Source organism: Curtobacterium sp. CFBP9011, from assembly GCF_034045095.1.
GTDB lineage: Bacteria > Actinomycetota > Actinomycetes > Actinomycetales > Microbacteriaceae > Curtobacterium.
This window is the reverse complement of record NZ_JAXCWN010000006.1, coordinates 17,561-41,440: the sequence shown is the minus strand read 5'-3', so window position 1 is coordinate 41,440 and position 23,880 is coordinate 17,561. Positions and strand designations below refer to the sequence as shown.

Below are 23,880 nucleotides of genomic sequence, written 5' to 3'. Positions count from 1 at the left end.
TCAAGCGGTCGGGGGCGGTGGAGCAGCGCGTCGCTTCCGGACGCGGTCCTTCTTCGGCTGCACGCGCACCCGGTGGACGGGCATCATCAGACCGGCGTGCGGGTCCGGTTCTTCGCCGCGGACACGTGACACCGCGTGCTGCATGGCGCGCTCCGCGAGGTCGTAGGTCGGCGACCAGACGACGCCGCCCTCCGGCGACATCTGCGGCGTGCCGGCCATGAACCGGTAGTGCGAACCCGGCAGGTCAGGGTCGGCGTCCGGGTCGGTGGCTTCCGAGATGAGGAAGCCGTGCGGTCCGGTCTCACGCTCTACGTCGAGGAGCGCGGTCAGCCACTCGACGTCGGTCGGGCCGAACTCGGACTCGAGGGTCGTCGTAGACGACGAGAGCCGCCCGTCGGACCCGTACACGTACACGGTCCGCTCGGACGGCTCCCACCCCTGCAGCCTCCGAACGGACACGCCCATCGCTCGTGAGAGCTCGACGGTCCGGCGGAGGATGGGGTCCTCGGTCAGCCTTTTTTCAGGCGCCCCAGACGGTTCGACGCCTGCAGCACGTTGAGGTTCAGCTGCACGTTGACGAGGTTCGCGATGTCCCAGCCGGACGCGATCTCATCGATGAAGTTCCAGTCGTCGTCGTCGAGCGGTTCGGCGTGGTGGACGACGCCGTCGATCTCGACGTAGGTCCCCTCCTCGTCGCGCTGCTCACCCTCGGCGAGGGCGGCCTTCACGTCGACCGTGTTCACCCGCGCGGCGACGAGCGACACGGCGTGGTGGTTGTAGCCGAGGTCGAGGTCGAGCTGCACGTCGATGCGCGGCGGGAACTTGTCGGCGATGTCGTTCCACTCGATGCCGGGCAGCTTCGTCATGTGCAACGTGTGCACGTGCTCGCGCTCCCGCTCCTCGAGCGCCTGCAGCTCCTCGTTGAGGCGCAGCACCTCGTCGTTCGCCTTCTTCAGCTTCGGGGTGACGGGTCGGTCGCCGGCCTCTCGGCGGAGCTCGTCGGCGTGGTCGTTGGCGGCGCTGATCTGTTTCAGGAGCAGGTTGCGCTGCTTGGCGAGCTCGACGTCGAGGACCATGCGGACGGTGCCCGTCGGCGGCTTGTAGCTCTGGCGGGCCTTCGCGATGTTGCCCATGGTGTGAATCCTTCCGGGATCGATCCGGGATGAGGGAGAAGGGGTGCGGGCGGCGGCTCCCGGAAAGGACCGCCGCCCGCACGTGTGTCACCGTCAGGCGTTGCTGAGGACCTGGTCCTCGAGCACCCGACGACGCGGCGCGAGCGCCTGGGTCTTCGTGAACTTCCCGCCGGCCGCGGTGTTGCGGACCTTCGTGCCGGCGACGACGCCGAAAACGTCGAACTTGTCCGTGGCGGCGAACTCCTGCTCCCACGGCGTCGCGTACCGGGCGAAGAGGACGTACTCCTCGTCCTCCTGCAGCAGCGGGTCGGCGATGTCCTCGTCGCTGCCGTAGACGTACGTCAGCGACGGGGTGTGGGTGACGGGGCCGAAGCCGCCGAGGTTCTCACGGAGCGAGAACCGAGGGTCGGTGGTGACGTCCTGGGACTTCCCGTGCGTCCACCCGTCCGTGGTCAGGGAGTAGGTGATGTCGACGGTGGTGTCGGCGATCACGTCGCTGAACTTCGGCGGCCAGGTGAGGATGGTCGACTTCGGGGCGGCGAGCAGCGCGAAGTTGCTGTCGACGTCGACACTCGGGGGCAGGATGAGATCGCGAGTCACGACGTGACTCCTTCCGTGGTCACGCCGGACGTCCCGGCAGTGGTGTCGGCCGCGGCGGTCGCCGCGGTCGTGTCGCCCGTGGTCGGGAGGTCAGCAGCGTCCGTGATCGGGGCCGGGTCCTTCCCGCGGGTGTCCTTCGCTCGCTTCGCAGCGGCGGTCTGGTTGCCGGCGGCGGTCGTGGCGGGCCGGTAGACGTCGGGCCAGCGGTCCGCGGTCGCCTTCGCGACGGTGACGACGCGCTCGTCGTCCTTCGGGCCGATGACGACGTCGACCTGCTCGACGATGGGCTGCTTGCGCATGGTGTTCTCCTTGTCAGGCGGGGTCGGACTCGAAGCCGTAGACGGCGATCGCGGACCACACCGACGGCTCCGCGGCGTCGTCCTCGGCGTTGCCGGGCCGCTCGAGGCGAGCGACCGGGGAGGTGCGCCGGCCGGGGACCGGGATGGTGATGCCGCGGCGGAACGGGCCCGGCCGGAGCCGGTCGTCGATCCACCCCAGCGCGGCGACGGCTGCGAGCTCAGTCGCACCGACTCCGTGCACGATCCACGAAGGCCGACGACGCCACGCGGCCGCGGCGAACCGGTCCGTGCTCTCGTCCGTGCGGGACCCGTAGATGACGGCGTACGGGACTGCCGCGTCGAGCGGCTTCCCGTCGGGTGTTTCCGGGGCCTGCCCGAGGCCGACGCGGCCGATGAGCTGCGGGATCGTCCGGATGGTGTCTCGGAACGCGACCGTCTCGGCGTAGTCGTCGGGCGGGGCGGTCACAGGTTCACCGCCGCGAGGCCGTCCTCGATCGCCTTCCGGATGCCCTTCTCGAGGTCGTCGAGGTTGTCCTGGACGGCGTGCATGCCGTAGGCGCGCGGGGCGAGCTTCTTCCTGGGGGCGCCGTACTCGAGGAGCAGCGCGACGCCGCCCTGCTTGCCGGTGCCCTTCTCCGCGCCGATCTCCGACGTGATGGCATCGGGCAGCTCGATGGTCGAGTACGTGATCGAGAAGGGCACACGGGGGGCGTACCGGTTTCCGGCCAGCGCCTTCCGCCAGTCCTGCTTGACCAGGTTCGAGTTGAACTGCACCGCGGAGCGGACCTTCGGCAGCGTCGCGCCCGGCACGTTGCCGAGAGCGACCGCGACCTGGTCGAGGCGGTGCGTGTCGATGAAGAACTCGTCGTCAGCCACGCAGCACCTCCGTGACGGGGATCCGCCGAGAGACGGCGACTGTCTGGTGATGGCCGCCATCGACACGGACGAGGACAGGGTCGCTCGTCGTGTCGTGGCTGCTGAGGGTGACGACCGCGTGGTCGCCGGGGCGCACGGCTGCGGAGCCGGCGGCGTCGACCGGGAGCTTGAGCACGGCTCCTTGCTCCACCAGGTCTCGGCCGCCGGTTCCGACCGTGCGGGCTTCGGTGTTCGCGGCGACGTACTCGCAGGGTCCGGAGTAGATCGGGGTCGACGCCACGGGCACCGTCCCGGTCGTAGGGTCCGGGTCCCCGCTCGTCGTCCCGCGGGTGATGGTGCACGAGTCGGTCATGCCGGCTTCCTCGCGGCGCCGGGCGATCGCCAGGTACGTCGAGGAGACCATCACGACCTCTCGAGCTGGATCGAGTACATGCCGCTCGACCCGCGGTCGGGGATGCCGAGCGCGAGCCGTTCCTCGTCGGTGACGTAGATCTTCCCGGCGGACGCTTCGCTGTCGATGGTGAACGAAGCGGTGTCGCCGTTGAACGTCCGGAGCATGTCCGGGTTCCGCAGCTTCCGCTCGACCATCGCGACGAGGACGTCCTTCACGTCGTCCAGGTCGAGGGCGGCAGGGCCGTCCTCGAGTGCCAGCCGACCGGCGAGGCCCGGGACCGCCTTCTGCAGCTTCCGCCAGGCGGTCCCGAGCCACGCGGGGATCACGCGCGCCTCGTCCGTGGTCAGGGCGCGCTCGAACGAGTTGCGGACGTCCTCGAGGTCCGCCGGCAGGGCCGGGGTCTCGGCGGTGGTGTCAGCCATGAGCGCGCTCCGATCGTCAGGACTCGTCGACCGTGGTCTCGCCGGTCTCGATGTTGCGGGTGACCTTCACCTCGGAGCCGTCGGGCCGGGCGGCGGTGTACTTCTCCGTGCGCGGCTTCGTCGAGGACTTCGCGGCGGCCTTCTTCGGGACCGGCTTCACGGCGTTCACCGTGCCGGCGGCGACCGCCTCGTAGCCGGGCTGCGGCGTCACGGACGTCGCGAACTCGGTCGGGTCGGTCGTGTCCGCCGGGCCGTCGCCGGGCGCGGTGACGGACGGCTTCGTGGTGTCGCTGTCGAGGGTGGTCGACAGCGGTTCGTTCTGCGTGGTCATGCGGTTGCTCCTCGTCGCTCGGCGGACTACTTGACGCCGCGGAGCCGCGCGGCAGCGGAGCCGGCGAAGACCGCCAGGCCGGTGAAGAACTCGATCCGGGTGCGGAACGCGGGCTTGTCGTCGACCTCGCCCATGTCACGCACGGAGACGCCGCCGTTGGTGAGGCCGGTCACGCCGCCGTCGCCCTCGTCTTGGCCGAACTTCACGGCGTAGAGCGAGCTGGTGTCGGACGCCGTGCCGACGGTCTCGGTCTGCGGCAGGATGTCGACGCCGGCCGCGGTCTTGCCCGGGTCCAGGATCGGGAGCCCGTTGTAGGTCGGGACCCGCTTGCCGGTCGCGGCCTCGGTGATCCAGTCACCACCGCCGAGTCGGCGAAGGACGCTGTTAACCTTGCCGATCGCCTTCTTGTTGCCGTAGATCACGTCCGCGTCCGTGAGGGCGAGGAGCGCGTCCAGGGCGTCCAGGAAGTCGTGGCCGGCCGCGACGATGTCCATGCCGTTCGTCGCGGCGTCGATGACCTGGCCGCCGACGAGGCGCTTCTTCAGGCCGTCGAAGCCCTTCGGCTCGACGGTGACGTCGCCGTTGAAGAACGCGTCCTGGTACTTGTACGACGCGGCCTTGACCTTCATCGCCGTCTGCACGGCGCGCTGGTCGTTCAGGTCCGACCGGGTCTTCTGGATGAACGTGTCGACGTCCGCGTCGCCACCGAGGATGACGAGCCCCTCGGACGCCTGGTTCACGGTGCCGGTCGACTCGACGTACGCCTCGTTGACGCCACGGAACGCGACGCCGGGCAGCGTGCCCTCCGAGTTGTAGCGGTACGCGTTGCCCTCGATCTCGAGGAAGGGGATGCGGTCGAGGATCGGCGACGTCTGGACGAACGTCTGGATGACGCCGCGCGTCAGCGTGTCCTGCGAGAGGAGCGCCGCCTGGGGGAGAGTGACAGCCATGTGCGCTGTCTCCTTTCTGGGGTAGAGCTCCTCAGCAGGTGCTGGAAGCGGTTACTTGCGCCGCCCGGCGGACTCGGCGTACGCAGCGCGCAGCGTCGGGGTGCCGGGGGCGGTCTCCGGCGCGGTGCCGGTACCGCCACTCGCGCCGATCCCCGCGAGGCGGTGGTCGACGGTGGTGTCGGTGGTCTTGAGGAGGTACGGCTTCGCCTTGGCGAGGTCGTCGAGGAGGGCCTTCACACCCGCGGTGTCGGCGGTGCCGGCGTCGAGGTCGACCTTGAGGGCGGCGACCTTGTCGGCGGGCAGCATCGCGAGGGCGTCCGCGGGGTCGGAGAAGTTCGACGTCGCGGCGACTTCGCGGATCGCCGAGGTGCGCAGCACGGTGGAGAGCCGGGTCTCGGCGTCCCTCGTGGCCTGCGTGGCGGCCTGCTTCGCGATGCGCTCGGGGTTCTTCGGGTCGTTCTGCTCGATGAGCTTCGCGAGGTCCTCGGCGCTCATGCCGAGCTCGGCGAAGGGCTTCAGCGCGTCGGCGGCCTCGCGTCGGCGCTCCTTCTCGCGCTCGAGCGCTCGCTGCCCGGCTTCACCGAGCGGCTTGTCGTCACCGCTCGCTCCGCCCTCGCCGGACCCGCTGCCACCCTCGCCGCCCGTCCCGCCGGCACCCGCGCCGCTGCCGCCCTCGTCCTCGAACCGGAGGAACGGGGTCCGCGGGACGGTCTGCCCGAGGATCAGGCCGAACGGGTCGAGGTGTGCGGGGATCCGGCCGTACACCGGAGTGGTCTTCGTCGTGGTCATCGTGCTTCCCTTCGCCGGCAGGGCCGGCATCGTGGACCGGCGCCGAGGCGGCGTCGGAAGTCATCGGCGGATGCCGAGGATGCGAGCGAGCTCGCTGAGCTGCCCGCGGTCGCTCGCATCGTCGATGCGGGCGACCTGCCGCGCGTAGTCACGCGCGACGACCTCCCGCTGCGCTGCCGTCAGCGGGCCGCGGCCGAACGGGTTCCGGCCGGCGTCGACCGCCTCCTTGCGCATCACGGCGGTGTGCAGCCGTCGCTCGGCCGCGGTCTGCGTCGCCGGGTCGAGGGGGTCTCGGACGCCGGTGCGGACCGCCTGCCGGTACGCCTGCGTCGCGCCGATGCGGGTGCCGCCGCGGCCCGCCTGGCCGGCACCGAAGTCGCCAAACTGGCCGCCGGGGTGGTTGCCCTTCAGGTTGCCGCCGCCGACCTGCGGGCCGGTGACGTAGCCGTTGTCCTCGAGCAGCTTCCGGGCGAGCGCCCGGTCACCCTTCGCCGCGTCGTACACAGCATCGACGGTCATCTTCGATGGGGAGTCCCACCGGCGCGACTGCCAGCCGCGGCGGGACCCGTTCATCTTCAGAGCGTCGTCGGACAGGCCACGGAACCGGGTGTTCGAGATCCGGTAGAAGTCGCCGCCGTCACGGATCGCCTGCGCGTCGTTCTTCCCGAACAGCTTGTCCTGCTGCGCCTTGTTCAGCGACTCGAAGTACCGGTACGGGTCCGTCGTGAGGTCGTCGGCGATCGCTTCCTGCGTGGGGACGTGCCGGCAGTCGCAGGAGCGGTGCGCGCGGAATCCCTGGTTCCAGCGGTAGACCTTCCCGGCGAGCATGATGCAGAACCGGCACGACGGCGGGTTCAGCATGCGTGTCCACGTCGTCCGGACCTTCGTCGTCGCCATGGACGCCTGCACCGACTGCCGGTCAGCATCACGGACGACGTCGAGCACGGTCCGCTGCAGCCACTTCCCGGACTCCTCGAGGGCCTTCGTCGTCCCGGCGCCGGCGAGCATCTGGTCGCGGGCGATGAACGGCGCGCGGCCGAGGAGCGTCTCGAGGGGCCGGCTGTCCGGTGTGCCGCCCTGGAACCGTGCCGGGGACACGGCCGCGAGCTGCGTCGCGTCGATGCCCTGCTCGTCGAGGACGGCCGGGACGTACGCGGCGCCGGACGTGGCAGCGCGCTGCTGCGCGTCGATCGTCGTCGCGAACAGCTCCTGCGCCACCTGGCTGTACCCGATGTCGAACTCGTCGCCGACGGTCGCCCACATCTCGCCAGCCGCCGCCGCAGCAGCAGCAGCGATGCGCTGCTGCTGCTGGTAGTGGTCAACTGCCGCCTGAGGGAGCGCCATCGGTCACCTGTTCTCCCGCCGGGACCGCACCCGCGGCGACCGGCTGCGAGCCGGCCGGGGCGGACCCGGTGACGTCCTGGAACGGCCGGAGCGCCTGACCGAGCACCGAGGACTGGTACTTCTCGTCCTCGCGCTCGTCCATCCACCGGTCGACCTTCTGCTTCGTGGCACCCGGCAGCATCTCGAACGCCGCGCGGTGCGGGAACTCGACGCTGACGAGCTTCGTGACGGCGTCCGCGATCGCCGCGAACGAGCGGGCCTCGCGGTCGCCCCACTCCGTCTCCGACGCCGGGGGCAGCTCGGACGGCTGCCCCATGGCGGCCCATGCGAGCTCGGCGACGGTCTCGTGCCCCTCGCCAGCCGCGAGCTGCATCTCCTTCACCAGCGACGCGAGCGTCGACTCCGCGGCGGCGAGAGCGTCGCCGGAGAGGTTCGCCATCTTCCCGAGCTGGTACTGCGGTGGGATCTGCGCGACCGAGAAGAAGTCGGAGAGGAACTTGTCGTACACCGCGATGTAGTTCGCGAGGTTCGACTCGGCCATGTCGAAGACCTTCGTCTCCCCGCCGGGGAAGACCAGCATGCGGTCGACGCCCACCCGGCCGGGCGAGCTGACGACGGGGATCGGGTTGCCGTTGCTGTCGAGCAGCGGGGTCCCGTCCTCCTTCGTCTTGTAGACGACGTTGCCGTCCTTGTCGAGCACGCGGGGGTCGAAGCCGGTGATGATGCGCTGCCGGAACGCAGCGAACTGCATCGCGAGGAGCGTGTTGAACCGGATCGTGTTGATCGCGTCCTGCTGCGCCATCAGACCGTCGACCGCCGAGAACGGCTGCCCGTCGGCGTCCGGCCGGTAGTCGTAGACCGCGAACGGGACCGCACGCATCGGATGCGTCGACTCGGCGACCATCTTCCACGTGCCGAACGCCTCGCCGCCCTGCTTCTCGAACCGCATCATCGACGTCGCGTCGTAGACGATCCCGACGGTCTTCGTCGTCGACGAGCTCACACCTGCCGGCATCACCAACGACGTCGGCAGCGCCACCTCCACCGTGTAGACCTTCGCGGCCCACAGCGGCGTGAACGGGTCGTCCGGGTCCATCTCGATGTGCACCCGACCGAACGACTCCGGGCGGACGACCGGCCGGGACTTCTTCAGCCTGTTCGGCCACACCGACGCGATGCCGCGGCCGTGCACGAACATCGACCGGTAGATGATCGACTGGCGGCTGTCGAGCTTGTTCGCCTGCCAGGCGCCCGTCCACAGCGCGTCGTCCGGCAGCACAGGCGTCGTCTGCCACGACACCTCGACGGCGTCCGTCAGGCCGGTGCGGAACGAGTCCACACCCAGACGCTGCACCGGGGCCTCGACGGCGAGCGGGAGGAACGCGGCGATCGACTGCTTCTGCAGCTCGACGTACTCCGTGTTCACCCCGACCGGCGCGAACGGCAGCTCCTGGTCGCCACGGGCGTAGCGCTCCCGCTTCTCGACCTGCGGCCGCCGCTTCTGCAGCTCGTACGCTGCACGCGTCAGCCGGTCAAGAGCGGTGCGCTGGTCCATGCCGGCCTCCTAGTTGAATGCGTAGTAGGTGGTCGAGACGACGGGCTTCGGCTTCGTGCCGAGCCCGCTGGCGATCGCGTCGAGGACCGCCGCGTGCGCCAGCGTGGACGACATCGTGAGGTCGATCTTCTGCTCGTCGGCCGGCTTGCCGAGGATGTAGGTCTCGCCGGGACGGGACCGCTTCACCGCGTTGCGGATGTTCGTCTCCACGTCGCCGTCGTCGTCGTGCGTGAACGAGGACGACGCGTTCATGATGTCGGCGTGGAACCGCTCGAGCTCGAAGTGCATCGGCTTCGGGCGGTACGTCGGCCACTCGATCACGACCTTGTCGCTGTACCGGCCCTGCAACGCGGCGATCTCGGACCCCCACAGAGGCGGGTCGAGGTAGGCGCGCACGATCTCGAAGTCGCGGAACAGCTGCTCGAACGCGGTCATGACCTCGTCGCGCGGCACCTTGCCGTTCCAGAGCTTCGGCTTCCAGATCGTCGGCCGGAGGTCGACGCCGTACCGAGGCGTGAACTGGTGCTGGTCGAGAGTCTCGAGCCGGATGCCGGTCCAGTCGTTCGAATCGGACCCGTCGAAGCCGAGGCACACAGGCCCGGACTTCGGCCGGTCCCGGACCGACAGCTTCGACGTCCACGCGTGCATGTCGGGCAGCCACGCGCCGGAGCCCATCGTGTTGATGTTCCCGTAGAAGCGCATCGCCTGCTCGGGGTCGCGCTTGAGCATCTTCTCCGCGTCGATCTCGATGCGGTCGAGGTTCACCCAACCGGACACCCACACGCCGCTGCGGTCGAGCTTCACCGCGGAGTCGCCGTACACGTGCCGGTGGATCTGCGCGCGGTCCCGCTTGTTCGCATACGACTTGCCAGCCATCCGACCATCGACGTAGTCGACGAAATCGGTGGGGTCCCGCTCCTCCTCGATCTGCTGAGCGACCGAGTTGTCCGCGAGGTTCCACGCGTTCGTCGTCAGCGCCGCCCGGCCGCCCGTTCCCGAGAGACCGCGGTACTGGGTGTCCGCGAGGTAGCGCATGTTGTCGCTCGTCCACGTGCCGACCTCGTCCTGAGGTGCGAACGTGATGCGAGCGCCGAGCCGCGACAGCGCCTTCGACGTGACCGGCTCGATCCACCCGGACCCGGGCAGGTTGATCCGCGTCTCACCCGTGTCCGGGATCGCGTCGGCGAGCGGGCCGAGGTCGATCATCGGCCGCAGCACCTTCCAGATGTTGTCCGTCTGGTCCTCGCTGTACGCCGTCACCTGGATGATCGGCGTCGGCCACGGACGACCAACCGGTTCACCGTTCGCGTCCCAGCCGGCGAAGACCACCGGGGCCGCAGCCTCGGCACAGATCATCGCGGACGTCAGCGGCGCCTTGCCCCACTTCTGCGGCCGCACCAGCAGCGACCGCGTGTACTGCCACGCCGTCTGCCACGAGTGCTGATTCGCGTCCGGCTTCAGCCGGTAGTGGTGCACGAGGTACCGCAGCTGCTCGTCCGTCAGCTGGAACGGCTCGCCCATGTGCTCGCCGTCGGGGATGACGCAGCGTTCCTCGATCCAGTCCGCGATCTCGTACCCGAGGGACGGGAACTCGCCCTCCCACTCGGCTCCACGCCACGACATCAGCCGACGATCCGCAGACGCTCCCGCGACCCGCCGCCCGGCTTCGTCGCGGCCGGCGCGGTCTTCGTCGTGCGCCGGTCGGCGACCTCGTCCTCGCTGATGACCCACCGCAGCCGCAGCATCGCCATCGGCGACAGACCCAGCCGATCCTCAAGCTGCCGGACCTCGTTGTGGAGCGACGCCGCAGCGCCCGGCTTCTCAGCCTGCTGCAGCAGCATCGCGTACCGCGCGACCGTCCGAGCGATCCCCAGCTGCTCCCACGCCGCCGCCTGAGGCAGCTTCCATAGGTCCGCCCACGTCGCCGGCACCCGCGTGCCCTTGATCGGGAACGCCGGAGCGCGACCCTTCCGCCCACCACGCGGGAGGACGAAATCGACCTGCCGCTTGTTGCGGCGCCGAGCATCAGGGTTCGGAGCGGGACCAGGCATGTTGAGCCTCCATCTGCACGGCAGCGCGGCGTCGGGGTGCCACCGAGCCAGGGGCTCGACAGCGAGGTGTTCGTGGTGCGAGATGTACGGGTTCCAGAAGGCCCCAGGGAAGCCTCGAACCCGTACACAGGAAAGTCGTGATCCCCGGCGGTCCGCTTGTACTGGTACAAAGGGGGTCACCCCCCACCCTTCAGCCCCTCGTCTGCCCTTGAACGGGTGTGTGACGGGTGCTGTGTGGGCGTGTGCGGGGCTACGGGGACTGGTGAGGGCTGCTGAGTCAGCGGTGTGCTGCTCGGCCCCCTGCGGCGCGGTTGCAGCGGCCGGCGTGTTCGGGTCCTCGGTATTGGGTGCGGTCCTCGTCGTCGTGTCCGAGGTCCCAGGGTTCCGTGGAGGTGATGAGCTCCCCGCATCGCCAGCACTTCACTGTGCCGCGTGCGACGACGGGGGCCCACTGTGCGCGCTCCCTGTCGTGGGTGGCGTCGTACCCTCTGGCCTGCCTGGTGCCGCGTGCTCGTTCCCGGAGTCGGCGGTGTGCGAGGCAGCGGTACGTGCGTGGGGGTGTGACGGTCGGGCAGCCGGGCTCGGAGCAGACGGGCACGGCTCGTCCCTCCGGTTCGTGCGGGTGCGGTGGCAGGTGCAGACCTGCTCACCGTGCTGGCACACCGTCCACCCCGTGGGTGATGACCGTGTACCGGGTGTCGATGAGAGCGGCGAGGTACCGGCTGGTGCGGTTGATCTCGGCGGTGAGGTCGGCGTGCGCCCGGTCGAGGGCGGCCGGCGTCCACGTCTGCAGGTGGTCGGGCAGTTCACCGCGGGTGTGCCGGTTGAGGAGGTGGTGGCCGGTAGTGCCGAGGACGGAGTGGGTGAGGCCGCCGTGCTCGACGCTGGGTGGCCGGCCGAACTCGTCCGTGGTCTGGGCCGCGGGGCAGTCGGTGGTGTCGCACATCACGTGCACCTCCACGGTGGTGGGTGACGGCGGGGACGCAGGTGCCGCTCCGGTGTGACAGGTCAGTCCGGATTGTGGCGGTCCTTCGCGGCCCAGTGGCGTCCGCGTTGACGTCCCCGCTGAGGGGTTCCCCGTGCTCTGCGCCGTGCCGGTGGTTCGCGGTGCGGCTCACGGACGTCGCTGCTCGGGGCAGCACGAGTGCGGCCGGGTGAGGGCTGCGGGTGTCCGGGGCGGCTGGTGCGGTGTCGGTGCGTGTCGGCGGGCCGGGGAAGTGGTGTGAGCCCCGAGAGGGCCGCGCGTCCGCGGTCTGGTCTCGGGTGTCGAGCATCCGCTGCACTGTGCCGCTGTGCTTCGCCCGCGTCGCGGCCGCGCCGGCGACGAGAGGCTGGGGATTCGAACCCCGGTCTTCGGATGCTCGTGACGTTGCTCAGGCGTCACGCTGGATACGCGAACGGCCCCGACCTGTGGGGGTCGGGGCCGATTCGTGGCTTACGCAGAGCGTACTGCATCAGGCGGACATTCGCACCACTCAACTCCAGCCAACACCAACGCACACCGCTCCACACCCATGGGCTACCACGTGAAGTCCGCTCTGCCTCGGCGGCGGCCGTTGGTGCGGGCCCAGTCGGTCGCTGCTCGGAGGGTGACGTACCGGACGCCGTCGATCTCGCGGGTGGTGAGGCCGGCGGCGGCCCAGCGGCGGAGGGTGCGCTCGTCGCGGCGGATGATGCTCGCTGCGACGGCGAGGGGGACCAGGTCGTCTCGGGGGTCATCCGCCATCGGCACCACCCTCGATCGCGAGGAACCGATGCCGCATGTCGATGTACGCCGTCCGGTCGGGGGCGACGAGCATGTAGGGCATCATCACCTCGTCGAGGGTCGCGAGGCCGGCGTCGATCAGGGCGGCCTGCGCTTCAAGCCAGTCCTTCGCGATGCGCCATGCGACGCGTGCCGCCTGCTCGGGGGTGCACTTCGTCGCCGGCACCTTCGCGTCGCGCTTCATCGCGGCGAGTACCCCGTCGGTCCGGACGGGCAGCTGGAACTCCTGCACGCCGTAGTCGGTCTGCATGGTGAAGCCGAGGCCGGCGGGTACCCCGTCGTCGTCGAAAAGGGTCGAGATGCGCTTCACCCCGCGGCGTGCGAGTGCCGCCTGGATCTCGCCCATGGTCTTCGCGACCTCGACCGTCGTCGTGTAGTTCAGGATCGGCATCAGCTGCCCTCCTCCGGTGTCGCGGGCGGCGGGGTCACGTCGCGGATCGTGGACGGGTCGATGCACTTCGGGAGCGGGCATGTGCCGTCGCTGCCGCGTTGGCAGTACCACCGGTTCACGTTCGGATCAGCACATGCCGCCGTCGCCGGTGCCATGTCGGCGATGCTCACCGGCTCGGCGGGCGGGACCACGCGGCGGTACCGCTCGTCGATCACGTCGTAGTCGGACTTCGCGTTTCGCTGCCAGAACAGCACCTCCCGCGCGGCCTCGACCAACGCTGCGGCGTCGAGGTGGCGACCACGCGAGGCGTAGTCCTGAGCCCACAGCAGCAGGTGCTCGACGCCGTGCTCACGGTCATGCTCGGCGGTGTAGCCCTTCGCGCGTTGCTCGGCGCGCTTCGCCTGCACGGCGGCGTCCCAGGCGTTCCGGTCTTCGGCGCTCGGGGTCGGCTGCGGGAACAGGGCGAGCAGAGCGTCGGCGATCGCGTAGTGCTTGCGGGTCGGCGGGTCGTTCTTGAACTCGTCCATGGCGGGGCCGCCCCATGCCTGCGTCACCCGCTTCACCTCGGCGGCTGCCTGCTCGCGCGTCGGCGGCTGCACCGTGGCGAGGTACTTCAGGGCGGCTTCAGCCTGCGCGAACTCGGTGACCGTCACGCCGGTACCGAGTGCACCGGCGGTGGCGAGGACACGGGCGAGGGCCTGGATCTGCTCCCAGTTCTCGGGCACCTCGCCACTCGGTTCCGGCACCCATGTCGGACGAGGGTCGAACGAGGCGAGCACGCCGACGCGCACGCCGTCCGTCTCACGCTCGATGATGAACACGGGCTGGTCGGTGTAACCGACTGGGCGGCCGTAGCGCCACTCGGTGTCGCGGTTGAACTTCCACCGGACCCTGGGTGCGGTGAGCACTTCGGAGACGGTCGGCTTCTGATCGGTCATGCTGTTGCTCCTTCGGGGCTACGGCTCCACACGAGAGCCGGCTGTGCTGGGCGGGAGACCTGGTGCCCGCCGGTGTGACCTGCCCGGCGGACGCACTGGTAGACGTCCTGCTTGCCGTCGTCGGGCTGTGTCGTGTCGACGCCGACCGCGGGGCAGCGGGTGGGGTGCGGGTTGCCGGCCTCCGGGTTGTCGACCTTCGGGACGGTGGTCCCGACGGCGATCTGCTTCACGATGCGGGCCAGCTTCCGGCCGGCGGCCCGCTGCTCGGCGGTGTCGGCGGCGTCGGTGCGGGTGCGGACCCCGCCGTCGCCCGTGGTGGTGACGAGGACCGTGGTGCAGGACTCGCACCAGACGGTGACGTCGCGGATCTCCGCGTCCGGCGACCAGTCCGCGGTGACGGCGAACTCGCCGCACACCTCGCAGGGCCGCTTCCAGTGCGGCCGGTCCGGGCGGGCCTCGAGGGGGAACCGGGAGTACACCCGCTCGATGAGGTGCGCGATCTCGTCGAAGTACGCGCCGGACGACGGGTGGCGGGCGATGTCATCGTGGTGGAGGAGCAGCCACCCGGTGATGCCTTCCACGGACTTCCGTGCGCCGGCAGGGGTGGTCTCGGGTCGGAAGCCGAGCGGCACCTGGTACGCGTAGCGGAGGGCGCTGATGCGGGGCCGGTCGACGATGCCGAGCATGGTCCGCCACCGGTGCGCCCTGTCGAGGAGCGTGGTGACGAGCTCGTCGGCGTCGTCGAGGGCGTTCACGTTCAGCGGGGCGGACGCGGTCGCCGAGCCGCGCGGGGCGCCGGGCTGCCCGTCGGGGACGGCGCGGGTGGGGAGCCGGTGGATGAGCACGTACTCGACGAGCTCGGCGGCTTCGGTGAGGCGGCGGCGGGCTCTCTCGGCGAGCAGGGTGCTCGTCAGGCCGTCGTCGAGGTCGGTGATGGTCACGGGGTGCTCCTGGGGTCGTGCTCCTCGCGGAGCTGCTGTGCTCGGGACGCGGTCTGCTCGGCGGCGATCGCGTAGGTAGGGGACTTCGGGTCGCCGAAGTCGTGCGGGCCGAGGTCGTTGCCCTGGGTGAGGGTCAAGCGGCTGCCCTCCGCTCGCGGTAGCGGCGCTGCATGTCGGCTCGGCAGGTGGAGCAGCCGAGCGACTTGCGGCCACCACCGCGCGAGTAGAGCCGGAGTGCGCTGTCGTCGTGTCCATGTCCGCAGCGGCCGAGGGGCATGTCGCCGCCGGTGTTGCGCCGGGCGTTCTCGTGGTTCGTGAGGAGCCGCAGGTGGAGCACGTTCACGCAGCGGCGCTGCTTGCACATGTGATCGACGGTCATGCCCTCCGGGATCGGGCCGTGCTCCGCCTCCCACGCGGCGCGGTGCGCGAGCATCATGTGGTTCGACCGGTCCGCGTACCAGCCGAGCTGCGCGTACCCGTGCGAGCCGCTCGAGTAGGTGCTGATCCGGCAGCCGTGTGCTCCCGCGGTCCACCGGTCGCGGGCGCGCTCAAGCACGCGCACCGGGGTCGGGTCAGAACGGAGTTTCATCGTCGAACCCTCCCTGCTGAGACCACACGTCCTGCCCCTGAGCGCCGCCCTGCTGCGATTGGCCCTGCTGCGGCTGCTGCCCGGACGGCTGCTGGTACTGGACCGGCTGGCTGCCCTGCTGCTGTCGCTGCACCCGGGGAACGATCCCGAGCGTCGGGAACCGGAGCACGACCTTCGCGCCGGCCGTCCCATCGCGCTTCGCGTAGACCTGCACCTCGGGGTCGCCGGTGAGGATCACCGCGGTGCCCTTCGCCACCTGCTGCGCGATCAGGTCGGCCTGGTCCTCCCAGAACGCGGCCTCAACCCAGGTCGTCTCGCCCTGGCGCTCCCAGGTGCCGTCTTCCTGCCGCTTCGACCGCTGGTGCGGCACCGTGACCGAGATGACCGACTTGCCGCTGTTCGTCCGGTTCAGGCTCGGCTCGTTCGCCACGAAGCCCTCGACCGTCATCGTGCCCTTGCTCATGCTGCTGACTTCCGTTCTGCGGCTGCTGCCGCATGTCTCTGCGAGTACGACCGGATGGCCGCCTCGATCTCCTCGTCCTGCTGTGCCTTGATGGCGCGGTCCGCGTCTGCTCGCTGCACCGCGGCGGTCCGGCTCTCCCGCTCGCCCTGCATCCGGGCCCAGAAGTCCCGGCGGACGTAGTCGTGGGCGAAGCGCATCTCGTGGTCCTGCCGGGACCCGGGCCGCTCGCTGTCGAGGTCCCCGCGCACGGCCATCCGCTCCCGCTCGAGGACGGCCGGGTCGAGCTGCGCGATGAAGTTCGCCCACGCGTCGTCGCTCATCCGGGCACCTCCCGGCCCACCGTCCCGACGTCGAGCGCACGGGGCGTCTCGATCACGCCGGCCTCGATGGCCTCCGCCGCGAGAGCGAAGTCGAGCCGGGCCGCAGCGAGCCGCGCCGCGATCGGGCGGGGAAGCGCCTGCCGTGCCGGCCATGACGCCTCGATGAACCCGCGGGCCTTCGCCGACCGGACGTCCTCCTCGATCGCCGTCGGGGTCTGCCGGGTGTCGACCCGGATCTGCTCGAGCAGCACGTCGAGGGACAGGTATGCCCGCGGCGCAGGCTTCCGGAAGTGGTTCCGGACCGCCTGCTTCGCGACCTCGAACTCGACGTCGCAGAGCTCCTCGGTCCACACCGCCGCGGTCGCGGCCGACAGCTGCCGGTTGTCGTAGCCGGCGGAGATGTAGCCGAGGAGGCGACGGACTTCTGGCTCGTTCACTGGGTGATCTCCTGTCGGGTGGGGGTGTTGTCGGCACCGGTCATGAAGCCGATGAGTTCGGCGTCGCGCTGGCCGCCGCGGCCCGGCGCCTGCCGGCGTTCCTCGAGCTGACGGTTGGCGGCGAGGCGCAGGCGGTCGTACTGCTTCCGGAAGGTCGGCATCGAGAGGACGTTGCTGCGCCAGAAGTCGTCGGCCTGACTCCACCGGACGAGGCGTTTGGCGGACTCGAGCTCTCGGCCGTCGCGGTCGAGCAGGAGCCGTGCCGAGTCGCGCCAGGTCTTCGTCACCGGGGGGCGGTTCGACCCGTTCTGCTCGACGAGGTCAGCGAGCAGCTCGCAGAGCTCGACGACGTCGGCGCGATCCGCGACGTCTTCTCCTCCGATAGGAGGAGAGGTCGGGTCGGGACGGGCCGGGACGGGGGCAGCGTTACGAACCTCATCCGAACCGTCCTGTAACTCGGTTACGAACTTGGTTTCACCCTGGTCTCGGTCCCGGTTACGTTGCCGCCACTTCCGCAGCTTCTCGGCGTTCTTCTCCCGCGCCGAGAGGACGTCCGCCTTCGTGGGTTGGAAGTCATCCCAGTTCACGAACGAGTAGCCCGATGAGGTGCGCGACCAGAGGCCGACGGTCACAAGAGCCTCGGCGACGCGTCGCGTGGCGCCCAGCTCCACGATCATGTAGCTGGGGACGGCTCCGTCCTGCAGCTCCTTCGCACTCCACGCGCCAGCCAGAGTCCACAAGCCGATCGCTGCGAGGCGGTCCCGGCGGGGGATGCCGAGCACCTTCCGCGAGGACGGTAGTCCGTCGTCGACCTTGAACCACGGCATCAGCTGTCACCTCCTTCCATTCGTCTTCGTGCCTCGCTGGCACTGATCTCGTCCCACCCGCCGACGTCGTCGTAGAGGATCCACGCGGCGCGGACGGTGCCGTTCTCCTGCCGCAGCCACCGGCGGGCAGGCCAGTCAGCCGGGTCACCCCACCGGGGGACCGCCCAGCCGTCGCGGATCGCGTCCCGCGGGTGCTCGGTTTTCCACTGGTGGCAGCTGAGGCCGAGGGTCTGCAGGTTCGACGGGACCGTGTTGCCCGACTGCCGGTTCTGCCGGTGGTCGAGTTGCGGGGCGCCGCACCAGCGGAGGCATCGCTGGCAGAGGAGGTCGTCCCGCTTCGACGCGACGTCATACGCTCGCTTCTCGTCCGCAGCAGTCGGGCGGTCCTGCTTCGGGCCGATCATGCGGCGACGGCTTCGTACTCGGCCCCGAGCGACGCGGCCGCGGCGGCGATGAGGTCCCGGGCGGCGGGCGGTGTGACGGCGTTGCCGGCGGCCTTCACCAGGTCCCGGTTGGACACCGGCCGAGCACGGTCCGGCGGCTGCCAGAGGTAGTCGGACGGGAACGCCATGCCGGCGGCGACCTCGTGCGGCTGGAACATCCGGAACCGCACTTCGGGGACCATGGCCTCCGCCTCTCGGAGGTCGGCGGCGGTCACCCCGCCCGGGCGACGCATGACCGACTGGGACGCAGTAGTCGTGAGCGTGCGCAGGTACTCCTCCGCCTGCGTGGTCAGGCTTCCCTGGTCGCCGCGGACGTTGTTGTGCCTGGTGATGAGCGCGAACCGGTCGACGGTGGTGAGAGTGCCCAGCGGATCAGTGTCGGGTCGAGCCTCACGCGTCGTGCCGTAGTAGGCCTGCACGAGGCCGTGGTGGTTGCCGCCAGCGGTGAAGGTGCCGGCGGGCTCGGAGACTGGTCGAGCGGTCGAGGTGCCGTACATCTCGGCGATGAACGGCAGATGAGCAAGCGCAGTGTCGGCTCTCGTCGTCTGCGTACGCATCGGCTTGCTGATGGAGGAGGCGTCGAGGCCGTCACGCCCCTCGACCGGCACAGCCAGGGCCTTCGAGTTCGTGGTGTGCAGGGCCCGCAGCGGTTCCCCGACCGGCCACACACGGTGGTACCCGTCCAGCTGTCCGTGCTGCCGATGGTGCGGGTCCGTCGCGTCGTACGTGTTGCCGGCAGCCTCGAGCGTCAGCGGCCCCCAGTACCGGGCGATGCCGGCAGCGATGCGAGCCCGCGTCTTCGGCTTGAGGCGATCACCGATGCGCTCGCCAGGGATGGACCAGTCGATCGCAGCGGCGGCCGGGAGCCAGCCTGGCTCGACGACCTGCCCGCACCGGGAGCAGCAGTACACGTACGCCTGCCGGTAGCGGCCGACCTCCCGTCGCGGCTTGAACGACTGCACGGACTCGACAACGTCGTCGCACCGATCGCACCACGCCTTCGGGCGGAGGATGCGGTCGAGGTCCGGAGCCTGAGCGCTCTCAGGCCACGCGACGACGTAGATCCGGTCTCGCGACTGCGGAGCCGGCGCCCCGAACGCCTGCGCGTGCATCGAGTTCAGCGAGACCACGCGGAACCGGTAGCCGAGAGCGCGGAGCTCCGAGCGCCAGACGTCCCACGCCGTGCGGTACTTCGCCTGCGTGGCGATGTCGACGACGTTCTCGACGATCACGAGCCGGTACCGGTGGTGCTCGATGAAGCGGAGCACGTCGAACATCAGCAGTCGGCTGCGGTTCTTCGCGTCGTCGGAGAGCGGGTCCTCGAACAGTCCTTCCTCGATCGCGGGCAGCTTCGCGCCGTTCGCCTGCGACCACTTCGTGCACTCGGGCGACGCCCACAGGATGTCTGTCTTCGGGAAGAACGACGGGCGCTCCTGGTGCAGGTCAACGACGGCGTGGTCGGTGGTCGGGTGGTTCAGCGCGTGGATGTCGCACACGAGCTGCCAGTGGTTCGCTGCAATTCGGACCTCGACACCGGGGACCTGCAGCGCGCCGGTCGACGAGCCGCCGGCACCTGCGAACAGGTCGGTGATGGTGAGAGTCACGAGCGCGACTCCTCTCTGGGTGGGCGGCCGGGGCCGAAGTGCGGGGTGAGGCCGAGGCGCTTGCGTGCGCGGTGGACCTGCGACTGGGATCGGCCGAGCTCTACGGCGATGTGGGTGTCGCGGATGCCGGCCGCGTGCCGGGCCCGAACGATGGCGTCCTCCTCGGGCCGCATCCGGAGGCGCTTCACGACGACCACGCGACTCGGGCCATGGCGTCGGCGCGCAGCTCGGACAGGGAGTCCTCGACGGGGCGGCCGAGGTGACGGGCCAGCATCGCGGCGAGCACGACGGCGTCCGCGGTGTTGTTGTTCGTCACGTCGGCCTGTGGGTACCGCTTCACGACGGCGGCGAGGACGACGTCCTTGTCGGACCGGGTCTGTCCGGTGGCGTACTTCTTCACGTGCATCGGGTTGATCTCGTGCACGCGGTGGCCGCGGTCGACGAGCATCGTGAGGACGAGCCAGCGGAGGCCGCCGAGGTCGACGGCGCCCTGGGGCATGCCGTACGCGGGGGACTCGACGACGACCTCGGTGCACCTGGCGACCTGCGCGCAGATCGCGGAAGCGTGGTCGTCGAAGCGTCGCGCCTTGGTCGCGAGGCTGTCGGTCTTCTTCCCGGCAGATCGGACTCGGCGGGTGGTGATGCTGCCGTCGTCGTGCACGACGGCGACGCCGGTGTCGGTGAGGGACAGATCGAGGCCGGCCGCCACCGGTGTGGTCGGCGCGGTGAAGCCCTCGAGGGGCGGGGGAAGCAGTTCAGGCATGGTGCGTTCCTTCGTGTCAGCGGCTCGCGCCGTAGGCGTGGCCGAGCACCTTGTTGATGTTCAGCAGCCCCATCAAGCGCGCGGCGAGGGCCTTCTGCAGTTCCTCGGCGGCGTGGAGGGTCTCCTTCGCGGCGTCGAAGTCACGGCGGAACGTCATGGTCGCGAGATCCGACTCGGCGCGCTTCTCGGTGATGGTCCGCGCGCTCGAGCGGAGAACGGCCTTCGCCTTCTCCTCGATGAGGGCACGCTCGGCGGCGTACCGCTGCGCCCACAGCTCCTTCAGGACGGGGACGGCGTTCTCGAGCCGGGCGCCGAGCTCACGGATCATGAACTCGAGCTCGATGGGGGTGACGGGCTCGTACTCGACGATCTCGCCGGTGTCCATCCGGGCGATGTCCTGCGCGCTCACGGTCGGCCGCCGTGGGTGAGCGCGTCGGCCTCGGCGCGAGCGAGCCAGTCGTCGTCGGAGAGCTCGTCCGACTCCGGCTCAGGCTCGGGCTCGACGACGATCTCGTCGGGCTCAGCCGCAGGCGGTGCCGGCTCAACGGTCGGCTCCGGCTCGACGCCGAGCATCCCGTGGCGGGCGAGCGCCGCCGTGCGGATCGCGTCGGTGCGTTCGCCGACATCGTCCGCCGCGTCGAGGAGGTCCTCGATCGCGTCGTGCGTCTCCGCAGCGGTGATCTCGGCGATCCAGTCCCGGGACGGCGGACCGACCTCAACGAGTTGCGCCGGTGCGGCTGCGATCTCGTCCGCCGTGTAGAGGCCGGAGAGGTCCATCGGGAACGCCTTGCGGAGGGCGAGCGCCTCGGCGCACTTCGCGAGCTGCCCGGCTCCCTGCTTCTTCCACATGGAGGTGAGGTCGCCCTTGGCGGTCGTCTGGACGTAGGCGCCCCACTCGGCGACGCCGACGGCGGGACGCTCCCAGTCGTCGCGGTAGACGCGGACGCGGGCGGCGAGCGGGTGGTCGCCGTGCAGCTTCGGGATGAACGCGTCCACCCACTCGCCGGAGTCAGTCATCCACTCGGCGGCATCCTGGCCGGCGTACTTCGCGGACTTGTCGGCGACGAGCCGGAACCCGTCGATGCCGGTCTGCACGGCCCACTCGACGCGGCCCTTCGAGGCGCGGCCGATGCACCAGATCTGGTTCGACAGGGGGTTGAGGCCCGACTGGCGGGAGAGGGACAGGAACTTCTCGACGATGGGGCGGGGCGCGGCTTCCCGCTCGCCTTCGCGGGGGCCGTAGGTGTGGGTGAAGACGAGGCCGGCAGCCTCGACGATCGCCTTCTCCGCGTCGGTCCACGTCGTGACGTCGCCGTTCGCGGGGAGGGTGGTGAGCTCGGTCATGCGGCTCTCCGTTCGTAGGTCAGCGCGACGCGGAGCCGCGTGAGGAGGTCGGTGGCGATGGGGAGGATCTGCGCGCGGGCGGCGACGATCTCCGGGTGGTCGCGAGGGATCACGAGGCGGTGCGGCATGCCGCGGTGCTCGGCGCGGAGATCCCACTCGCCGCGGGCGTTCTGCACCAGCTCGACCCAGAGGAACTCGATGAAGTCGGCCTCGGGGATGCACTCGAACTGCCAGGCGAGCTGCCGCCACTCGCCGACCGAGGGGCCGGTCACGACCTTCCCGTGCTTCGCCTTGCACTCGGCGAGCCGGAGACGGCCGTCGGGCTCGACGCGGAGGCCGTCCGGCGTGCACGCGAACCCCGGCTGGTCCGGCGAGTGGATGAGAGCGACGTTCTGCGGGATGCCCGCGAACGCGAGCATCATCGGCTCCCAGCGGTGGCCTTGCTCGGTGTAGCCGTTCCCGGTGAACGTCCTCGGCGCGAGCTTCGCGGCGAGGTACTTGTCGACGCTCGACGCCTTCGCGAGCTTCGCGGCGTCCGACGCTCCGATGACCTGGCGACGGCCGGCGAGCCAGAGGTCGCGGTCCGAGCCGTCCACGATGATGCGGTCCTGCCACCTCATGCGATGTCCAGCCGTTCCGCGATCTCGGCGGAGAGAGCCAGCCAGCGCGACTTCTGCCGTCCGATTGCACGGTGGCGCTCGTCCGGGTCGTCGGAGCGGGACTCACGGAACACCTCCGGTGCCTCCTCGTCGAAGAGAGCGATGAGGTTCGCGGTGCGCTGCTCCTCGGCGAGGAGGACTGTCGCGTGCACCTGCGCCTCGGCCAGGGCGACCGCCTTGCGGTCGACCAAGGTCTGCTCGGCTGCGTCGGTGAGGGCGTCCTCGACGGCCCGGCGGTGGAACTCGGCGGGGCTCATGCTGCGACCGTCCCGTCCTCGATCGTGAAGCCGACGGCGCGGGACTCGTCGACCCGGCTGATCCACACCTGGTAGCGGTGCTCGGCGGCGAGCTGCTCGATGATCGCCAGCGACTCGGAGTCGAGGGACTCGCCCCCGTCGATCCGCATCACTCGGATCTCGGGGGCGTCGGCCATGGCGAGGGCGGTCGAGACTCGGATCTGCTCGGCGGTGGACGCCTGCGAGAACGGGATGCCGTTCAGGGTCACGCCGTCCGAGTCGAAGCCGAGGCCGGGGACCGGGAGCTGCGCCGCGGCGATGCCGTCCGCCTTCCGCTTGTCAATCTCCTCGAGCCTCAGGGTGTGCTGCGCCTGCTCTTGCCGCCGGTCGGACAGCTCGGCGGCGACCGCGGCACGGTCACGCTGCGCCCGGACCTTCGCGTTCAGCTCGTCGATCTGCGAGAGGCGGTCAAGCACCGGCGCCGGATCACGGCGGGCGGGAAGCGCACGAGCCTCCGCAATCAGGGCGCGCTCCCGCTCGGCGGCGGCCTCCGCTGCACGCTGCGCTGCGGCGAGGGCGTCCTGCGCCCGCTCCCGGTCAGCACGGGCCTGCCGGGCCGCCTCGATGGACTGGTCGATGGCTCGGGTCTCGCGAGCGATGTCGTCGACCTCAGCGATGAGGTCCGCGGCGGAGAGCTCGGTCTCCGGGACCGAAGCGTCGGGAGCGGGGTAGCCGGCAAGCTGCCCCTCGAGGCGCTTCACGTCCCGGCCGACGTCGGTCCGACGTTCGTAGACGCCCTTCCGCTCCGCGTCGAGCTGGGCCGGGTCGAAGCCGAGGGAGTCGCCGAGAGCGTCGAGAAGGGTGCCGAGCTGCTTCTTCGCGTCCATCCGGGTGAACGCGAGCGGGTCGAGGGTGATCGCGCCGAGCATCCCGTCGATGAGCTTCTGCGGGGAGGAGAAGCGGGCGTGGTCGGAGGACTCCACGGTGAGAGTGCCGGCGTCGTCCTTCGTCCAGCGGCGGGTCGCGACGTAGACGACGTTGCCGTGCTCGTCGCCGATCTCGAGGCGTGCGACGGCGGTGTCCTGCCCGTCGCGGATCGGCTGCACCGTCTCGCGGGCCGCGGCGCCGCCCTTGAGCACGGCGTAGATCGCGTCGAGGACGGACGTCTTGCCCTGGGCGTTCCGGCCGCCGATGAGGACGACGTCGCCGTCGGGTCTGATCTCGACCGCGGTGAGGCGCTTGTAGTTCTCGGCGTGCAGCGCGAGGACGCGCAGCGGGGTGGTGGTCACGATGGTCTCCCTGGTGGGTCGGTTGATGAGCTGCCCTGAGGTCGGGCAGAAGAGAAGGGGGTGATGCCGGGCTGTCAGCTGCCGTCGGTGTGGGTGTCCCATTCGGCTGCCCGGGCAATGGCTTTCC

The 23,880-nt window shown here is 70.4% G+C and carries 35 protein-coding genes; all 35 read right to left on the bottom strand.

What is annotated here, in order from left to right:
• Positions 1-459 (bottom strand): hypothetical protein, encoded by a 459-nt coding sequence (locus SOM35_RS13110; RefSeq protein ID WP_320515740.1) that lies wholly within the window; start codon positions 457-459, stop codon positions 1-3.
• A gap of 50 nt (positions 460-509) precedes the next feature.
• Positions 510-1,133, bottom strand: a complete 624-nt coding sequence (locus SOM35_RS13105; protein ID WP_320515739.1) for a hypothetical protein — start codon at positions 1,131-1,133, stop codon at positions 510-512.
• Positions 1,134-1,226: 93 nt separating this feature from the next.
• Positions 1,227-1,733, bottom strand: coding sequence for a phage tail tube protein (locus SOM35_RS13100; protein WP_320515738.1), 507 nt, complete (start codon positions 1,731-1,733; stop codon positions 1,227-1,229).
• Positions 1,730-2,032 carry a hypothetical protein gene (locus tag SOM35_RS13095; protein WP_320515737.1) on the bottom strand — a complete coding sequence of 101 codons (303 nt, stop codon included), beginning with the start codon at positions 2,030-2,032 and terminating at the stop codon, positions 1,730-1,732. The genes SOM35_RS13100 and SOM35_RS13095 overlap by 4 nt, the downstream gene beginning before the upstream one ends.
• A gap of 13 nt (positions 2,033-2,045) precedes the next feature.
• Positions 2,046-2,498 (bottom strand): hypothetical protein, encoded by a 453-nt coding sequence (locus SOM35_RS13090; RefSeq protein ID WP_320515736.1) that lies wholly within the window; start codon positions 2,496-2,498, stop codon positions 2,046-2,048.
• On the bottom strand, positions 2,495-2,908 hold the full coding sequence (locus SOM35_RS13085) for a hypothetical protein (protein ID WP_320515735.1): 414 nt from the start codon (positions 2,906-2,908) through the stop codon (positions 2,495-2,497). Before SOM35_RS13085 ends, SOM35_RS13090 begins: the two co-directional genes overlap by 4 nt.
• Positions 2,901-3,311, bottom strand: a complete 411-nt coding sequence (locus SOM35_RS13080) for a DUF6093 family protein (protein ID WP_320515734.1) — start codon at positions 3,309-3,311, stop codon at positions 2,901-2,903. The genes SOM35_RS13085 and SOM35_RS13080 overlap by 8 nt, the downstream gene beginning before the upstream one ends.
• The gene (locus SOM35_RS13075; RefSeq protein WP_320515733.1) at positions 3,311-3,724 is read right to left on the bottom strand and encodes a hypothetical protein; all 414 of its coding nucleotides are present in this window, start codon (positions 3,722-3,724) and stop codon (positions 3,311-3,313) included. The genes SOM35_RS13080 and SOM35_RS13075 overlap by 1 nt, the downstream gene beginning before the upstream one ends.
• A 16-nt stretch (positions 3,725-3,740) precedes the next feature.
• A complete protein-coding gene (locus SOM35_RS13070; RefSeq protein ID WP_320515732.1) occupies positions 3,741-4,055 on the bottom strand; it encodes a hypothetical protein in 315 nt (104 codons plus the stop codon).
• A 26-nt stretch (positions 4,056-4,081) separates the two neighbouring features.
• Positions 4,082-5,005 carry a major capsid protein gene (locus SOM35_RS13065; protein WP_320515731.1) on the bottom strand — a complete coding sequence of 308 codons (924 nt, stop codon included), beginning with the start codon at positions 5,003-5,005 and terminating at the stop codon, positions 4,082-4,084.
• A 51-nt stretch (positions 5,006-5,056) separates the two neighbouring features.
• Positions 5,057-5,794 carry a hypothetical protein gene (locus SOM35_RS13060; protein WP_320515730.1) on the bottom strand — a complete coding sequence of 246 codons (738 nt, stop codon included), beginning with the start codon at positions 5,792-5,794 and terminating at the stop codon, positions 5,057-5,059.
• Between the two features lie 60 nt (positions 5,795-5,854).
• A complete protein-coding gene (locus SOM35_RS13055) occupies positions 5,855-7,138 on the bottom strand; it encodes a VG15 protein (protein ID WP_320515729.1) in 1,284 nt (427 codons plus the stop codon).
• Positions 7,113-8,693, bottom strand: a complete 1,581-nt coding sequence (locus tag SOM35_RS13050) for a phage portal protein (RefSeq protein WP_320515728.1) — start codon at positions 8,691-8,693, stop codon at positions 7,113-7,115. The genes SOM35_RS13055 and SOM35_RS13050 overlap by 26 nt, the downstream gene beginning before the upstream one ends.
• Positions 8,694-8,702: 9 nt before the next feature.
• Entirely contained in the window at positions 8,703-10,316 is a 1,614-nt protein-coding gene (locus SOM35_RS13045; protein ID WP_320515727.1) for a hypothetical protein, read from the bottom strand.
• Positions 10,316-10,744 carry a phage terminase small subunit gene (locus tag SOM35_RS13040; RefSeq protein ID WP_320515726.1) on the bottom strand — a complete coding sequence of 143 codons (429 nt, stop codon included), beginning with the start codon at positions 10,742-10,744 and terminating at the stop codon, positions 10,316-10,318. Before SOM35_RS13040 ends, SOM35_RS13045 begins: the two co-directional genes overlap by 1 nt.
• Positions 10,745-11,390: 646 nt before the next feature.
• Positions 11,391-11,690: a hypothetical protein gene (locus SOM35_RS13035; RefSeq protein WP_320515725.1), complete on the bottom strand. Its 300-nt coding sequence runs from the start codon at positions 11,688-11,690 to the stop codon at positions 11,391-11,393.
• Between the two features lie 573 nt (positions 11,691-12,263).
• Positions 12,264-12,470 (bottom strand): hypothetical protein, encoded by a 207-nt coding sequence (locus SOM35_RS13030; RefSeq protein WP_320515724.1) that lies wholly within the window; start codon positions 12,468-12,470, stop codon positions 12,264-12,266.
• Positions 12,460-12,900, bottom strand: coding sequence for a hypothetical protein (locus SOM35_RS13025; protein WP_320515723.1), 441 nt, complete (start codon positions 12,898-12,900; stop codon positions 12,460-12,462). The genes SOM35_RS13030 and SOM35_RS13025 overlap by 11 nt, the downstream gene beginning before the upstream one ends.
• Positions 12,900-13,838, bottom strand: coding sequence for a hypothetical protein (locus SOM35_RS13020; protein WP_320515722.1), 939 nt, complete (start codon positions 13,836-13,838; stop codon positions 12,900-12,902). The genes SOM35_RS13025 and SOM35_RS13020 overlap by 1 nt, the downstream gene beginning before the upstream one ends.
• Complete coding sequence (locus SOM35_RS13015) at positions 13,835-14,779, bottom strand: hypothetical protein (RefSeq protein ID WP_320515721.1); 945 nt, start codon at positions 14,777-14,779, stop codon at positions 13,835-13,837. Before SOM35_RS13015 ends, SOM35_RS13020 begins: the two co-directional genes overlap by 4 nt.
• Positions 14,776-14,916, bottom strand: coding sequence for a hypothetical protein (locus SOM35_RS13010; RefSeq protein ID WP_320515720.1), 141 nt, complete (start codon positions 14,914-14,916; stop codon positions 14,776-14,778). Before SOM35_RS13010 ends, SOM35_RS13015 begins: the two co-directional genes overlap by 4 nt.
• Positions 14,913-15,368 (bottom strand): HNH endonuclease signature motif containing protein, encoded by a 456-nt coding sequence (locus SOM35_RS13005; RefSeq protein ID WP_320515719.1) that lies wholly within the window; start codon positions 15,366-15,368, stop codon positions 14,913-14,915. The genes SOM35_RS13010 and SOM35_RS13005 overlap by 4 nt, the downstream gene beginning before the upstream one ends.
• Positions 15,352-15,831 (bottom strand): single-stranded DNA-binding protein, encoded by a 480-nt coding sequence (locus tag SOM35_RS13000; protein ID WP_320515718.1) that lies wholly within the window; start codon positions 15,829-15,831, stop codon positions 15,352-15,354. Before SOM35_RS13000 ends, SOM35_RS13005 begins: the two co-directional genes overlap by 17 nt.
• Positions 15,828-16,151, bottom strand: coding sequence for a hypothetical protein (locus tag SOM35_RS12995; protein ID WP_320515717.1), 324 nt, complete (start codon positions 16,149-16,151; stop codon positions 15,828-15,830). Before SOM35_RS12995 ends, SOM35_RS13000 begins: the two co-directional genes overlap by 4 nt.
• Positions 16,148-16,588 (bottom strand): hypothetical protein, encoded by a 441-nt coding sequence (locus SOM35_RS12990; RefSeq protein WP_320515716.1) that lies wholly within the window; start codon positions 16,586-16,588, stop codon positions 16,148-16,150. The genes SOM35_RS12995 and SOM35_RS12990 overlap by 4 nt, the downstream gene beginning before the upstream one ends.
• Complete coding sequence (locus SOM35_RS12985) at positions 16,585-17,415, bottom strand: hypothetical protein (RefSeq protein ID WP_320515715.1); 831 nt, start codon at positions 17,413-17,415, stop codon at positions 16,585-16,587. The genes SOM35_RS12990 and SOM35_RS12985 overlap by 4 nt, the downstream gene beginning before the upstream one ends.
• Positions 17,415-17,819 (bottom strand): HNH endonuclease, encoded by a 405-nt coding sequence (locus SOM35_RS12980; RefSeq protein WP_320515714.1) that lies wholly within the window; start codon positions 17,817-17,819, stop codon positions 17,415-17,417. The genes SOM35_RS12985 and SOM35_RS12980 overlap by 1 nt, the downstream gene beginning before the upstream one ends.
• The gene (locus SOM35_RS12975) at positions 17,816-19,462 is read right to left on the bottom strand and encodes a DNA cytosine methyltransferase (RefSeq protein WP_320515713.1); all 1,647 of its coding nucleotides are present in this window, start codon (positions 19,460-19,462) and stop codon (positions 17,816-17,818) included. The genes SOM35_RS12980 and SOM35_RS12975 overlap by 4 nt, the downstream gene beginning before the upstream one ends.
• Positions 19,459-19,650 carry a hypothetical protein gene (locus SOM35_RS12970; RefSeq protein WP_320515712.1) on the bottom strand — a complete coding sequence of 64 codons (192 nt, stop codon included), beginning with the start codon at positions 19,648-19,650 and terminating at the stop codon, positions 19,459-19,461. Before SOM35_RS12970 ends, SOM35_RS12975 begins: the two co-directional genes overlap by 4 nt.
• Positions 19,647-20,225 carry a hypothetical protein gene (locus tag SOM35_RS12965; RefSeq protein ID WP_320515711.1) on the bottom strand — a complete coding sequence of 193 codons (579 nt, stop codon included), beginning with the start codon at positions 20,223-20,225 and terminating at the stop codon, positions 19,647-19,649. Before SOM35_RS12965 ends, SOM35_RS12970 begins: the two co-directional genes overlap by 4 nt.
• A 16-nt stretch (positions 20,226-20,241) precedes the next feature.
• Positions 20,242-20,634: a hypothetical protein gene (locus SOM35_RS12960; protein WP_320515710.1), complete on the bottom strand. Its 393-nt coding sequence runs from the start codon at positions 20,632-20,634 to the stop codon at positions 20,242-20,244.
• On the bottom strand, positions 20,631-21,569 hold the full coding sequence (locus tag SOM35_RS12955; RefSeq protein ID WP_320515709.1) for a recombinase RecT: 939 nt from the start codon (positions 21,567-21,569) through the stop codon (positions 20,631-20,633). The genes SOM35_RS12960 and SOM35_RS12955 overlap by 4 nt, the downstream gene beginning before the upstream one ends.
• Positions 21,566-22,189 (bottom strand): hypothetical protein, encoded by a 624-nt coding sequence (locus tag SOM35_RS12950; protein WP_320515708.1) that lies wholly within the window; start codon positions 22,187-22,189, stop codon positions 21,566-21,568. Before SOM35_RS12950 ends, SOM35_RS12955 begins: the two co-directional genes overlap by 4 nt.
• Positions 22,186-22,485, bottom strand: a complete 300-nt coding sequence (locus tag SOM35_RS12945; RefSeq protein WP_320515707.1) for a hypothetical protein — start codon at positions 22,483-22,485, stop codon at positions 22,186-22,188. Before SOM35_RS12945 ends, SOM35_RS12950 begins: the two co-directional genes overlap by 4 nt.
• Complete coding sequence (locus SOM35_RS12940; RefSeq protein WP_320515706.1) at positions 22,482-23,753, bottom strand: AAA family ATPase; 1,272 nt, start codon at positions 23,751-23,753, stop codon at positions 22,482-22,484. Before SOM35_RS12940 ends, SOM35_RS12945 begins: the two co-directional genes overlap by 4 nt.
• Positions 23,754-23,880: the final 127 nt, after the last annotated feature.

Bases quoted from the DNA above. Each gene is read 5' to 3' on its own strand.
- SOM35_RS13040 (WP_320515726.1), bottom strand. From the start codon at position 10,744: ATGCCTGGTCCCGCTCCGAACCCTGATGCTCGGCGCCGCAACAAGCGG.
- SOM35_RS13035 (WP_320515725.1), bottom strand. From the start codon at position 11,690: ATGTGCGACACCACCGACTGCCCCGCGGCCCAGACCACGGACGAGTTC.
- SOM35_RS12945 (WP_320515707.1), bottom strand. From the start codon at position 22,485: ATGAGCCCCGCCGAGTTCCACCGCCGGGCCGTCGAGGACGCCCTCACC.
- SOM35_RS13045 (WP_320515727.1), bottom strand. From the start codon at position 10,316: ATGTCGTGGCGTGGAGCCGAGTGGGAGGGCGAGTTCCCGTCCCTCGGG.
- SOM35_RS13070 (WP_320515732.1), bottom strand. From the start codon at position 4,055: ATGACCACGCAGAACGAACCGCTGTCGACCACCCTCGACAGCGACACC.
- SOM35_RS12965 (WP_320515711.1), bottom strand. From the start codon at position 20,225: ATGCCTGAACTGCTTCCCCCGCCCCTCGAGGGCTTCACCGCGCCGACC.
- SOM35_RS13105 (WP_320515739.1), bottom strand. From the start codon at position 1,133: ATGGGCAACATCGCGAAGGCCCGCCAGAGCTACAAGCCGCCGACGGGC.
- SOM35_RS13005 (WP_320515719.1), bottom strand. From the start codon at position 15,368: ATGAAACTCCGTTCTGACCCGACCCCGGTGCGCGTGCTTGAGCGCGCC.
- SOM35_RS12985 (WP_320515715.1), bottom strand. From the start codon at position 17,415: ATGCCGTGGTTCAAGGTCGACGACGGACTACCGTCCTCGCGGAAGGTG.
- SOM35_RS13060 (WP_320515730.1), bottom strand. From the start codon at position 5,794: ATGACCACGACGAAGACCACTCCGGTGTACGGCCGGATCCCCGCACAC.
- SOM35_RS13030 (WP_320515724.1), bottom strand. From the start codon at position 12,470: ATGGCGGATGACCCCCGAGACGACCTGGTCCCCCTCGCCGTCGCAGCG.
- SOM35_RS12980 (WP_320515714.1), bottom strand. From the start codon at position 17,819: ATGATCGGCCCGAAGCAGGACCGCCCGACTGCTGCGGACGAGAAGCGA.
- SOM35_RS13080 (WP_320515734.1), bottom strand. From the start codon at position 3,311: ATGGTCTCCTCGACGTACCTGGCGATCGCCCGGCGCCGCGAGGAAGCC.
- SOM35_RS13055 (WP_320515729.1), bottom strand. From the start codon at position 7,138: ATGGCGCTCCCTCAGGCGGCAGTTGACCACTACCAGCAGCAGCAGCGC.
- SOM35_RS13025 (WP_320515723.1), bottom strand. From the start codon at position 12,900: ATGCCGATCCTGAACTACACGACGACGGTCGAGGTCGCGAAGACCATG.
- SOM35_RS12950 (WP_320515708.1), bottom strand. From the start codon at position 22,189: ATGAGGTGGCAGGACCGCATCATCGTGGACGGCTCGGACCGCGACCTC.
- SOM35_RS13000 (WP_320515718.1), bottom strand. From the start codon at position 15,831: ATGAGCAAGGGCACGATGACGGTCGAGGGCTTCGTGGCGAACGAGCCG.
- SOM35_RS13050 (WP_320515728.1), bottom strand. From the start codon at position 8,693: ATGGACCAGCGCACCGCTCTTGACCGGCTGACGCGTGCAGCGTACGAG.
- SOM35_RS12995 (WP_320515717.1), bottom strand. From the start codon at position 16,151: ATGAGCGACGACGCGTGGGCGAACTTCATCGCGCAGCTCGACCCGGCC.
- SOM35_RS13075 (WP_320515733.1), bottom strand. From the start codon at position 3,724: ATGGCTGACACCACCGCCGAGACCCCGGCCCTGCCGGCGGACCTCGAG.
- SOM35_RS13095 (WP_320515737.1), bottom strand. From the start codon at position 2,032: ATGCGCAAGCAGCCCATCGTCGAGCAGGTCGACGTCGTCATCGGCCCG.
- SOM35_RS13020 (WP_320515722.1), bottom strand. From the start codon at position 13,838: ATGACCGATCAGAAGCCGACCGTCTCCGAAGTGCTCACCGCACCCAGG.
- SOM35_RS12955 (WP_320515709.1), bottom strand. From the start codon at position 21,569: ATGACCGAGCTCACCACCCTCCCCGCGAACGGCGACGTCACGACGTGG.
- SOM35_RS13065 (WP_320515731.1), bottom strand. From the start codon at position 5,005: ATGGCTGTCACTCTCCCCCAGGCGGCGCTCCTCTCGCAGGACACGCTG.